Raw genomic sequence first — 12,246 nt, 5'->3', positions numbered from 1 at the left:
GTCCCTAATTAGAGTCAAGCGGCTGTTTTGGCTGAAAAAATGCAAAATTAGGCAGGATTATCTATATCAATAAATTCAACATCTAATGTATAGGTTTCTGCTAGCCATTTTCCAAGCGCTTTAATGCCATCCCTTTCCGTTGCATGATGCCCGCACGCGAAATAGTAAATGCCTTGTTCTCGCGCAGAGTGGGTAGTTTGTTCAGAAATCTCACCGCTGATAAAAGCATCACAGCCCTTTTCAAAGGCAAGATCGATATAACCTTGTCCACCGCCAGAGCAAATGCCCACTTTTTTTATTGGCTTATGCCAGCTTTCACACACAAACTCATCACATAAAATCACAGGGCGTTGTAGCGCCTGTTCTAGACGCTGTTTTAATTTTTGCGCAGAAATAGCTGTGTCGAATTCTGCGATAATGGGAATTGAATTGGGTTTATCTTCCATACCTTGTAAATTTATGGCACCGATATGTTTGGCAAGCTGAGCATTGTTACCCAGTTCTAAATGGATATCTAGGGGTAAGTGGTAGCCAAATAGGTTGATCTCATTTTGTAATAACGCTTTGATTCGTTTACCTTTCATACCACGAATGCACGGATTTTCACTTTTCCAGAAATAACCGTGGTGGACTAAAATGGCATCAGCATTTTTCTCAATCGCTTTTTCAATTAGCGGCAATGTAGCGGTTACTCCGGTAATAATTTTGCGGATTTCTGCTTTCCCTTCTACTTGTAAGCCGTTCGGTGCATAATCCGAAATTTCACGACTATTGAGTTTGGCATCTAAGATTTTTTCTAATTCAAGATTGTTTAACATGAAAAGTTCCTATTCTTGTGCTAAAGCGGTAATTGGATTTAAACGGGATGCGTTACGTGCGGGAATATAACCAAATATGACCCCGATAAGGGTAGAGCAAACAACAGCAACAACGACTGATTCAGGGGATAAAATCATTTTGAAATCGCTTCCCCAGTAGTTAAAGCCGACAATAATCATTGCTGCCAGCAAAATACCAATTATCCCACCGAGTAAACAGATTAAAATCGCTTCAATTAAAAACTGTTGCAGAATATTGCCTTGTTTGGCGCCAATAGCCATACGCACACCAATCTCTTTAGTGCGCTCAGTAACAGAAACAAGCATGATATTCATCACCCCAATACCGCCTACCACCAGTGAGATTAATGCAATAGAAGAAATAAGTAGTGTCATTGTGCCAGTTGTTGCTTCTATTGTTTGTTTGATTGTGTCGGTATTCATCACAAAGAAATCTTTTTTGCCATGACGTGCAGTTAAAAGCTCTGTTAAGCTTTTTTCTGCCGTTTGGCTTTCAACATTATCTTTAATTTTAACTGTGATAGAGTCAATCTGTTTTGCACCAGAAATACGTTGCATAAGCGTAGTATAAGGTGTCCATAGGCTCAAATTGCTGGACTGACGCATTTCGTTGTCGGCAACACCAATAATTTGTAATGGCTTTTTATCTACCAGAACAATTTCGCCAAGAGGATTTTCAAACGGCAGGCTATTTTTGGTATTGGAATCAATAACCACAACTTGGGCAGACTGTACCACCTCTTCGGCAGAAAAAAATCTGCCCGATTTAAGAGTAATGCCTTGTACATCAAAATATTGTTCGCCCACACCACTGATTTGCCCAGATACTGCGACATTGCCGGAGACAATGGTGCCGCTGTGTGAGCTTGTTGGTGTAGCACTTTCTACATAGTTTTGTCGAGCCAATGCCGAGACATCGCTGATAGTGAGATTCCGAGTTAAATTTGCTCGCCGGTCACCAAAGCCTGTACCGTTATACACACTCATTGTGTTTGTGCCTAAGTTATTGATATTAGAGAGAATTTGTTCTTGAGAACCTTTGCCAAGCGCTACGACAGAAATCACCGAGGTAATCCCAATAATAATACCGAGCATAGTCAGTAATGCGCGCATTTTATGGGCAAGAATAGCACTGACTGCCATGTTAAAAGATTCGATGAGCTGATCGATAAAACGGGGTTTTTTCGCTGGGCGTTTATGATCTTCTCGTTTTCCTGAAAGCACTTTTTGCCGCTCATCGCGGATAATGGCACCGTCTTTTATCTCAATAATACGCTCAGCGTGAGTGGCAATCTGCGGATCGTGGGTAACTAAAATGAGTGTATGTCCTTCTTGGTGTAGCGCTTGCAAAATTTCCATTACGGTTTCGCCACTTTTGGAATCCAACGCCCCTGTTGGCTCATCGGCAAGAATAATTTCACCGCCGTTCATTAATGCACGAGCAATACTCACTCGTTGCTGTTGCCCGCCCGAGAGCTGGTTAGGGCGATGCTGTGCTTTATCACCTAAACCTAATTTGTCTAATAATTCCTTGCCGCGTTTTAGGCGTGCGTTATTTTCTAAGCCGGCATAAATGGCAGGGAGAGCGACATTTTCCACAGCATTGAGGCTTGAAAGTAAGTTATAACGTTGGAAAATGAAGCCAAATTTACGCTGACGTAGATCAGAAAGTTGATTACTCGAAAGGCGTTGTGTTTCTACGCCTTCAATTTTGTAAGAACCCGAACTGGCGGTATCTAGGCAACCAAGGATATTCATAAGGGTGGATTTACCAGAGCCAGAAGCGCCAATAATTGCCACAAAGTCGCCTTGTTCAATAGTTAAATTAATATTTTTTAAAATGTGTGCAGGATTTTCAGCACTGCCCACATATTTATTTAGAGCCGAGATTTCAATTAATTTTGTCATAACAAGCGGTCTGTTTTGGAGAAAAATTTGCAAATATAGATAAGCATGCTGTTTGGCATGGATAAATCAATATTGGCATTCGTTTATTCTAACCATAAAGGCAGTTGAATTTTAACGCGTAACCCTCCCAGTGGGCTTTTTTCCGCAACAGCACTGCCTTGGTGGTTTTCAACTGCATTCGCAACAATTGCTAATCCTAAGCCTGTGCCGCCTGTTTGGCGCGCACGGTCGTCATCAACTCGGTAGAAAGGACGGAAGATCTCTTTATATTGGTCTGCTGGCACGCCATCGCCATCGTCATCAATGACAATATTTAAGCGCTGTTCTGCATCAATATAGGTTGCTAATTTTACCTGACTATGTGCATATTTTTTGGCATTGCGTAGTACATTTTCCACCGCGCTAGATAACAGTGCTTGGTTGCCATTAATAAAATAGTGAGTAGGATTATCAATGTGTTGTTCAAGAATTAATTTGAATCCTGCGTTTTCTAATTCAAATGTCACATCTTCGAGAACATCTGCCCAAATATGATGCACTGCAAATATGTCTCGGTGCATATGTTGGTTTAAGTTCTGTCGCGAAAGTTGTAGTAAATCTTGAATCATGCTATCCAGCTTGCCAATTTCACTTTCTAAACGGCAGATCTCTTTGCTTTCGCCATTTCTTCTTCTCAGCAATGATATTGCAAGCTGCATACGAGTAAGTGGCGTTTTTAATTCATGTGAAACATCAGAGATTAACCGCTGCTGATAGTTTTGTAAGCGTTGTAACGCTTGAATCATTTGGTTAAAGCTGGTACCTACTTCACGGATTTCTGTCACGCCTTCAATTTCAAGCTGAGGATTTTCATTTAAATCGCCTGTCGCAACGGCATTGGCAGCAAGGCGTAACTGTTTAACGGGCTTAGCAATTCGGTGTGATTGCCATAACACAATAGGAATACTGACCAATAACATAATTGCCAGCATTGCCCATGGTGAGTCAAACATCCTGTTGAGAAATTCTTGCTGAGGACCAACTTGTTGAATGAAATATTGGTAATAGCTATGGTTGTCAGAATGAATTTCAAACGGCCCATAGAAAGCAAGATTACCAAACATACATTTTAGTGGGGTAATGGGATTATTTGCTTTAAGAATAAACACTTGTAGCAAATTCAGCTGTTTTTCTGTGACACCGCTAATTTCCCCTGTGTCTTTTTCAAATAAAATAATGTCAAAACCACTAGCAGAGGAGAGAGAGAGTCTGCGGTCGAAGATCTCATCCAGATTATATTCGTTTTGAGTGTGTAAACTTTCTAAACGAAAATATTCTCGTGTTTCCTCCTCGATTGGATTGTAAGTGCGCGGATCAAGATTAGGGAAAATTAGCGCGAACCCTAAAATAAGCGCAATAGTTACTATAAAGGAGGAAAATATTTGGTAAGCGAGATAATTTCGTAGAATGTGAAGTTTTTTTAAAATCATAGTGCAAAAATAGATGTCTCCCAATAGTTATGGCCAATTTAAAATGAGTTGACGATAGAATCTAAGTTGGGAGACGTTTTAATCATTGTTATTCTGTGACTAAAAGATAACCTCTGCCTCGCAGAGTTTTAAACCAAGGCAAATTGTCCGTTCTATGCGGAAGTTTTTTGCGTAAATTCGACATATGCATATCAATAGAACGATCATAGGGGGTGAGATTCTTGCCTAAAATCTCCATACTGAGCAACTCTCGAGAGAGAATATGTCCGGCATTCCGCACTAAGATTTCAAGTAACGCATATTCTGTACCAGTTAATTCAATCTCTTTACCCGCGAATATTGCTTGTTGGCGTCCTGGATAGAGTTCTACGCCACCAAATAAAATGCGATGGCTACTATCGTCTGGTTCGGATTCTGCTTCACGCCGTTTCAGTGTAGCTGAGGTCACGGTTCTGCGTAAGATTGCTTTAATTCGAGCCACCAGTTCACGATCATTGAACGGCTTAGGTAGATAATCATCTGCCCCCAACTCTAGCCCCAGAATGCGATCGATTTCATCGTCACGTGCGCTTAACATTAAGACGGGTAGCTCGTATTTTAAGCGGATTTGCTTTAATGTTTCGATACCATTTAATACTGGCATCATGACATCAAGCAACACAATATCAAATTCTTGCTGAGCCAATACATCTAAAGCTTCTTTGCCATTATGTACAATGTGCGAGTCGAATCCTTCAAATGAAAGCAATTCTGCAAGTAATTCCGTCAGTTCAATATCGTCATCAACAAGTAAAATTTTAGGCATAATGATTCATCCCTAATAGGGCGTGTTGAGGTTTCAAATGGGGTGGCGGCTTTTGGCAGATTTTTGCCGTAACAAGGCAAAAAATGTGAAGTCTAGTGGGCTAAACAAACATTCTTTAAGCGACAACGCACTTCATTTGAAACATCAATACACCCTATTTAAATTAATAAAAAAACAGTCGTAAATTTTCTTTACATTTCATCGATAGTCAAGCAGTTTATCGGTTTTTATTGCGTAGAACGGTGTTTTTTGATTTTTTCCCAAATAGCATCCAATTCACTTAAACTGCAATCTTGCACTGTTTTGCCTTGCGTTTTAACTTCATTTTCAACTAAACGGAAACGTTTCTCAAATTTTAAGTTAGCATTTCTCAACGCGCTTTCCGCTTCAATATTATAGTGGCGGCATAAATTTACACTCGCAAAAAGTAAATCACCTAATTCTTCTGCGGTTTTTTCCGCGCTATATTGTTCTGCATTCAATTCATCTTTTACTTCCTGTAGCTCTTCTTCTACTTTTGCCAACACATCTATTGGGTTATCCCAATCAAACCCGACTTTAGCACAACGTTTTTGTAGTTTTTCTGCACGTGTTAGTGCAGGAAGAGCAAAGGGGAGATCGTCTAAGATCGATGCTTGTGCTTGGTGTTTGTGGTCTTTGGCTTTTTGCGCTTCCCAATGGGCTAATGCCTCTTCACTATTAGAGGCTTTTACCTCACCAAATACATGTGGGTGACGATAGATCAATTTTTGATAGATATCATTGAGTACATCTTGAAAACTAAAGCTACCTTCTTCTTTCGCAAGTTGGCTAAGAAAAACCACTTGGAGCAGTAAATCGCCTAATTCTTCTCGCAGTGCATTGCGATCATTCGTTTGAATTGCTTCTGCAACTTCATAACTTTCTTCCAGCATATGTGGTAGCATAGAATTGAAATCTTGCTTTAAATCCCAAGGGCAGCCGCCATTTGGGTCACGCAGTTTTGCAACAACTTCTAAAAATTGTTCAATTGTGATCATATTTTCTCCCTTCTATAACGTTGAGTGTGTGGATATTTCAAAGGATGTGGCAGCATGTCCTATAATTTTGCATATTTTAACGGAAAAATGACCGCTTGCTGAAGAGATTGCCCCCATTTTGGAGTAAAAAATGCTAAACTCTCTCCGTTTTCTTTTGTTGCTAGGATTTGTCAAATATGCCTTCTCGCTCCGCCCCTCGTGAATTTGCCGCGATCGATCTCGGCTCGAATAGCTTTCATATGATTGTTGCTCGCATTGTAAATGGCTCAATCCAAGTTTTATCTCGGATTAAACGCCGAGTGCGTTTGGCGGAAGGTTTAGATGAAAATCGTATTTTAAGCCAAGAGGCTATTGAACGAGGGGTTGCGTGCTTAAATTTGTTTGCTAAACGCTTACAAGGTTTCTCACCGGAAAATGTGAAAGTGGTTGGTACTTACACTTTACGTCGTGCACTAAATAATCAAGACTTTCTCACGCAGGCCGCTAAGGTTTTTCCTTATCCGATTAATATTATTAGTGGGCAAGAAGAAGCTCGTTTAATCTATTCCGGTGTTAGCCATACTCAAGCTGAGTATGGTAGAAAGCTGGTGGTTGATATTGGGGGCGGCTCAACAGAAATGAGTATTGGTGATGGCTTTTTCCCTTTACGGGCTGAAAGTCGGCATATGGGCTGTGTGAGTTTTGCTCAGCGTTTTTTTGCTGAAGGTAAGCTAGATAAACGCCGTTTTGAACAGGCTTATCAAACTGCAATGGCAAAAATTGAGGATCTGGGGTGTGAATATCGTGAGCTTGGGTGGCAAAATGTGTTTGGCTCATCAGGCACTGTCAAAACAGTGAGCAAAGTGTTGAGTGTAAACGGTTATCGAGATGGCATTATCACTGAAGCGCGTTTAAAGAGCTTGATTGAGCGTTGTTTGCAATTTGATAATCTGCAACATATTCAATTAAAAGGGTTATTGGCTGAGCGAGCAGATGTATTGCTCCCCGGATTGGCAATTTTATTAGCCTTATTTCATACATTCCAGATTCAAACCATGCGCTATTCAGATGGTGCATTGCGCGAAGGTGTTATGTATGGCTTGGACGATGTTTTTCAGGTAAGCAATATTCGCCAGCGTACCGCGGAGGCATTAGCAGAGCAATTTAATATTGATAATCGCCAAGCGACTCGGGTGCGTGATACCGCATTACAGTTGTTCGAGCAAGTGAAAGAGTGGAAAAATCGTAAGCAGAATAAAGAATTGCGCTCAATGCTAAAATGGGCTAGCCTGCTACACGAGGTGGGTATTAGCATTAACCACAATAATGTACATCGCCATTCGGCTTATATCATCGCTCATCGTGATTTACCGGGCTTTGATAATGAGCAACAACACCTGCTTGCATTGCTTATGCGTTATCATTTGAAGGGCTTTAAACGAAGTGATATTAAAAGCACAAGCCGTTATCAGTATCGAGATATTTTAACTCTGTTGCGCTTATTCCGTTTGGCAGTTTTACTCAATAAGGCTCGCCAAGCAGCGCCATGCATTGAGCAATTAACGTTGCAAATAGACAAAAACCATTGGCAGTTAATTTTTAGCCAAGGCTTTTTAAGCCAAAATCCACTGGTTCAGGCAGATTTAGAAGAAGAGCATCACTATTTATCTGCATTAGAACTAAGTTTAACGTTTAATGATTAAAGGATAATTATGTTAGCCATTATTTCCCCTGCGAAAACATTGGATTTTGAGAAAAAAATGACCAATTTTGCATTTTCTCAGCCAGAATTGACCGCTTACAGCCAAGAATTAATTGAAATTTGCAAGCAGCTTTCGCCCGCAGAGGTGGGGAGTTTAATGTCGATTAGTGACAAGCTCGCAGCACTGAATGTCGCACGTTTTGCACAGTGGCAATTAGCCCATAATGAGCAAAATGCAAAAGCCGCGATTTTTGCATTTAAAGGAGATGTATATACGGGGCTAGATGCAGAAAGTTTAACGAGCGAACAAATCTATTATGCTCAAACGCACTTAAGAATGCTTTCGGGGCTATACGGTTTACTTAAGCCACTGGATTTAATGCAACCATATCGCTTGGAAATGGGGACGAAGCTGGCGAATTTGAAGGGTAAGGATCTTTATGCATTTTGGGGCAATGTGATTACTGAACATTTGCAACAAGCTATTGATGCACAAGGCGATAATATTTTAGTCAATCTAGCCTCTGATGAATATTATGGGGCGATTAAGGCGAAAAACCTCAATGCCACAATAATCAAACCTGTATTTTTAGACGAAAAAAATGGTAAATTTAAAGTGATTAGTTTTTATGCGAAAAAAGCGCGTGGCATGATGGTGCGTTTTATGCTGGAAAATCAGCCAACCTCCGTTGAGCAACTTAAAGCATTTAACTATGGGGGCTATTGGTTTGATGCAGATAGTTCTAGCGAAAATGAGTTAGTCTTTAAGCGGGAAGAACGGCATGAGTAATGTTAACATTGTGGGGGCGTACAGCGTACGCCCGTTCTCATTTTTAGCCTTTGTGTTTTTACTGGCTGGCTGTATTTCTCACCCCGCTCAATTTTCAACACCAGAGAAAATTGTATTTCAGAATCAGATCTTTGAACGCATTACTCACAATCAGCTAGATGAAATGCAGCAAATGCTCTATTTACCGAAGGATAGTGGTCAAACTCCGGAAAACTGGCAACAAGGGGTATTACTATTTCTAGATAAAAATACACAAGCGAGAAGTTTGTCTGCTCGTGCTAAATTGCGCCAACAGCGTTTTGCGGATCAAGTGAATACTCAAGCAACAGTTGCCATTAACCAGCAAGAGCTGCAAAGCCAAGTGATCTACCCACCAACTGAGCGTTGGCAAAATGTGCAGCTAGAAGTCACTCGAGGGCGTGATTTAGATTGCGGCTACGGGCAGATGCAATTTGCGGACAAGCGGTCGATTTCAGACAAAAATTTGCAAAATTTAGCGGAATTTCAACCGCTACTAATGCAACTTGCTGCACAATTTGCTCAATTAGCATGGCAGATTGGGTGTAGGTAATCATTATGGCACAAGAATATAATCAACAGGTTAAACGAGCTGCCCATTTTGCAGTGTTTGTGGCAGGTATTCTCATTATTGTGAAAGCCTTTGCTTGGTGGCAAACAGGCTCAATGACAATTTTAGCGGCAATGACCGACTCTTTGGTGGATTTGTTTGCTTCTGTGACGAATATGTTGGTATTACGCTTTGCATTGCAACCCGCTGACGATGAACATACTTTTGGACATGGTAAAGCAGAATCACTCGCGGCATTGGTACAAAGTGCATTTATTACAGGTTCGGCAGTATTCTTACTGTTACAAGGTATTCAACGCTTAAGCGAACCACAATGGATTATGGGGAGTGAATTAGGGATTTGTATCGGTATTTTTTCAATGCTATTAACTGGGGTTTTGGTGTTATATCAGCGTCAAGTGGTGCGACAAACAGGTAGTCCTGCAATTGCTGCAGATTCACTTCACTATCAAACTGATTTATATATGAATGGCGCGATTTTAGTTGCAATGGGATTAAATTTAGCAGGTGTCATCTATGCTGATGCGCTATTTGCGATCGGAATCGCACTTTATATTTTATATAATGCGGGCAAAATGTTGTGGGATGCGGTGCAAGCCCTATTAGATAAGGCGTTACCGAAAGAAGAAATTGAACAAATCTGGCAAATTGTACATAAACAAGATGATATTATCAGCATTCACGACCTTAAAACACGTCGCGCAGGTGCGGTGCGTTTTATCCAATTGCATTTAGAGATGGCTGATGATTTAACCCTAATGAAAGCCCATGAAATTGCAGATTGTCTAGAGCATAAAATTTTAGCGACTTTTCCGCATTCTGAAGTGATTATCCATCAAGAACCAACTTCTATTGTACAGCAAGAAGAACGAGAGAAACGACAATGTATCAAGCCATAGCACATTTCAGCTACCAAAATTTTGAGCAAGATCCTGTTAATTTAATCAACCAAATTCTTGAGCAATGGCGTTTTAATGGGCAAATTTTAGGCAGAGAATTTGGCGTAACTCATCACAAGTTAGGTGAACAGTTTGAATTTCAAGTTCGCTTATCGTTACCAGAACAAGATAGTTTGTTAGATAAATATAATAATGATTGGGTAAGGCAAGCGATTGAATATGCCGAGCAGGCTGGAGTGGCATTGATCTTTTTTGAGGTTGTGGGGCGAGATTATAACGAAAATGATACCGCAAACTGCGAGCCTGCGAGTTTTCAGCTGCTCTATACTAGCTATGTTGATAGTGCCTCACCGTTATACCATGGGGATGTATTGCAAGCGATACCACTTTATCGTTTAGGCGATCAGCCTGAATTAACTGAGCAAATATTAAAATGGCAAGAAAATTGGCAGGCTTGTGATCAACTACAAATGAATGGTGGCGTATTAGAGCAGGAAGCATTAGCACAGATTTCTGAACTTGAAAGCCCATTAAGCCAGCAAGGTCGAGCATTATGCGCGGCCATTGAGCAGGTGAGCCAAATCCCAACCTATTATTATCTCTACCGTTTAGGCAGCGATATTAATCTAGAGAATGAACGAAAATGTCCTAGCTGCCATGGCGAATGGAAGCTAACTGAACCTTTACATGAGATTTTTCATTTTAAATGTGATAAATGCCGTTTGCTCTCAAATTTAAGTTGGGAATTGCTGTAAGCGGTTGAAAAATCAAGAAAATTTGCAAAAAAGAAACGCCCGAGTAATCGGGCGTTTGAGTTAGCGTTCTCTCAAGCTTTCATCAATAGTTGTTTTGAATGGGCTTAGGAAATAGTCCATTATATTTCTTTTATCTGTTTTTATTTCTGCAGATACTAGCATGCCTTGTTTTAAATAGGCACGAGAGTCATTAATATTAAGGTAATCTTTATCCATTGAGATCGTTGTACTAAAAACAAAGCCGAGCTTTTCATCTTGTATGGCATCTAAACTGATATGTTTCACTTTTCCTGTGATATACCCATATCGGGTATATGGGAAAGCTGCGATCTTTAATATAACGTCTTGTCCAGTTTGTATAAATCCAATATCTTGGTTGCTGATTGTTGCTTCGACTTCCAATTGATCTTTTTCAGGGGCAATAATCATTAATGTCTGAGCAGCCGTTGCGACTCCACCAATAGTATATGTTTGTAATTGCTGAACTACGCCATCTATAGGTGAACGGAGTATCATAAACCCTTGCCTTTGTTTCGTTTTTTCCCATTCAAGTTCAGCTTGAGATAAATTGTTGTAAGTATTTTTTAAATCATTTAACAGATCTCTTTTAAATGAATTGATAAATGCTTGGTATTCTTGTATAGATTGAATAATTTCTTTCTCGATTTCATTAAGTCTGTTTTTCTGTGTGATTAAATTATTTTCGATTTCTAAGAGTTTATTTTTCTGTTGAAAGTATTCGTGCTTTGAGGCACTTTTCTTTCGGTATAGTGTATATAGATCATCTGTTCTTTCTTTTTCATAATTTTTTATATCGCTTAAAGTTGATATAATATCAATAATAGTCTTTTTCTCAGCTTGTTTTTGTTCAATCTGTACAGCTAGGCGCTGTTTTTCTGCTTTCCAAGCTAGATATTGGCTGTTTGCAAACTCTTGCTCTTGTATTACCTCTTCTGATGAGTAAACATCATTCTTTTCGTATGTTAAAGTTGGAAGTTTTTCTTGTTCAATACTATACAATAAGGCGTTTAAACGTAAACTACTTAGTAATAATGTGGCTAAATGAGCCTTAGATTGAGAAAGATCGGTATCTATTCCCGTTGCTGTTAATTCAATAAGCGGTTGATGTTGCGTTACTTTCTCTCCATTTTTTACATAGATATTTTTTATGATTGCTGTTTCTAATGGTTGTATATTTTTGCTACGGTTGCTTGCAATAATTTTACCATGAGCAACAGTAACAACTTCTACTTTTCCTAAATAAGCCCAAAGAAGAGTAAATATTAAAAAAAGAATAATTAATCTGGCAGACCATTTAGGCAATGATGATACAGGTTTTTCACATAATTCTAAGTGAGCAGGAAGAAATTCTGTTTCATCGGCTGTTCTTGGTAAACTTTCGAGTTGTTTTCTATCCTTCCAAATAACCTTAAATATTGAGTAATATTTCTGAATTAATTCTTTGAAAGCGGATAATTTAAATAATAGCATC

Annotated in this window: 11 protein-coding genes; 5 read left to right on the top strand and 6 right to left on the bottom strand. The window is 39.6% G+C overall.

The window, feature by feature from the left end; all coding sequences use genetic code 11:
- Positions 1 to 47: 47 nt before the first annotated feature.
- From EDC51_RS02425 to mazG, 5 genes are all read right to left on the bottom strand, one after another.
- On the bottom strand, positions 48 to 818 hold the full coding sequence (locus EDC51_RS02425) for a Nif3-like dinuclear metal center hexameric protein (RefSeq protein WP_025266993.1): 771 nt from the start codon (positions 816 to 818) through the stop codon (positions 48 to 50).
- 9 nt (positions 819 to 827) lie between these two features.
- Positions 828 to 2,747 carry a MacB family efflux pump subunit gene (locus EDC51_RS02420; protein WP_025289449.1) on the bottom strand — a complete coding sequence of 640 codons (1,920 nt, stop codon included), beginning with the start codon at positions 2,745 to 2,747 and terminating at the stop codon, positions 828 to 830.
- An 83-nt stretch (positions 2,748 to 2,830) separates the two neighbouring features.
- Positions 2,831 to 4,216, bottom strand: a complete 1,386-nt coding sequence (gene cpxA / locus EDC51_RS02415) for an envelope stress sensor histidine kinase CpxA (RefSeq protein ID WP_131928077.1) — start codon at positions 4,214 to 4,216, stop codon at positions 2,831 to 2,833.
- 88 nt (positions 4,217 to 4,304) lie between these two features.
- Complete coding sequence (locus EDC51_RS02410; protein WP_131928076.1) at positions 4,305 to 5,021, bottom strand: response regulator; 717 nt, start codon at positions 5,019 to 5,021, stop codon at positions 4,305 to 4,307.
- A gap of 227 nt (positions 5,022 to 5,248) precedes the next feature.
- A complete protein-coding gene (mazG, locus tag EDC51_RS02405) occupies positions 5,249 to 6,040 on the bottom strand; it encodes a nucleoside triphosphate pyrophosphohydrolase (RefSeq protein WP_015432693.1) in 792 nt (263 codons plus the stop codon).
- Positions 6,041 to 6,216: 176 nt separating this feature from the next.
- On the opposite strand from mazG, the gene ppx reads away from it, so the two are divergent.
- From ppx to EDC51_RS02380, 5 genes are read left to right on the top strand one after another with little or no spacing between them, the layout of a single operon-like run.
- Positions 6,217 to 7,722 carry an exopolyphosphatase gene (gene ppx, locus EDC51_RS02400; RefSeq protein ID WP_064319014.1) on the top strand — a complete coding sequence of 502 codons (1,506 nt, stop codon included), beginning with the start codon at positions 6,217 to 6,219 and terminating at the stop codon, positions 7,720 to 7,722.
- Positions 7,723 to 7,731: 9 nt separating this feature from the next.
- On the top strand, positions 7,732 to 8,511 hold the full coding sequence (gene yaaA, locus EDC51_RS02395) for a peroxide stress protein YaaA (RefSeq protein ID WP_131928075.1): 780 nt from the start codon (positions 7,732 to 7,734) through the stop codon (positions 8,509 to 8,511).
- Positions 8,504 to 9,082 carry an ABC transporter ATPase gene (locus EDC51_RS02390; RefSeq protein ID WP_249038458.1) on the top strand — a complete coding sequence of 193 codons (579 nt, stop codon included), beginning with the start codon at positions 8,504 to 8,506 and terminating at the stop codon, positions 9,080 to 9,082. Before yaaA ends, EDC51_RS02390 begins: the two co-directional genes overlap by 8 nt.
- Positions 9,083 to 9,087: 5 nt before the next feature.
- Positions 9,088 to 9,999, top strand: a complete 912-nt coding sequence (locus EDC51_RS02385; RefSeq protein WP_015432689.1) for a cation diffusion facilitator family transporter — start codon at positions 9,088 to 9,090, stop codon at positions 9,997 to 9,999.
- Positions 9,984 to 10,754: a Zn-ribbon-containing protein gene (locus tag EDC51_RS02380; RefSeq protein ID WP_131928074.1), complete on the top strand. Its 771-nt coding sequence runs from the start codon at positions 9,984 to 9,986 to the stop codon at positions 10,752 to 10,754. The genes EDC51_RS02385 and EDC51_RS02380 overlap by 16 nt, the downstream gene beginning before the upstream one ends.
- A gap of 60 nt (positions 10,755 to 10,814) precedes the next feature.
- Here EDC51_RS02380 and EDC51_RS02375 read toward each other — a convergent pair whose 3' ends face one another.
- Positions 10,815 to 12,245: an HlyD family type I secretion periplasmic adaptor subunit gene (locus EDC51_RS02375; protein ID WP_131928073.1), complete on the bottom strand. Its 1,431-nt coding sequence runs from the start codon at positions 12,243 to 12,245 to the stop codon at positions 10,815 to 10,817.
- Position 12,246 lies beyond the last annotated feature (1 nt).

Origin of the sequence: Bibersteinia trehalosi (genome assembly GCF_004346205.1) — a bacterium.
In the GTDB taxonomy this organism is placed as follows: domain Bacteria; phylum Pseudomonadota; class Gammaproteobacteria; order Enterobacterales; family Pasteurellaceae; genus Bibersteinia; species Bibersteinia trehalosi.
This window is presented reverse-complemented; position numbering and strand designations above follow the sequence as displayed.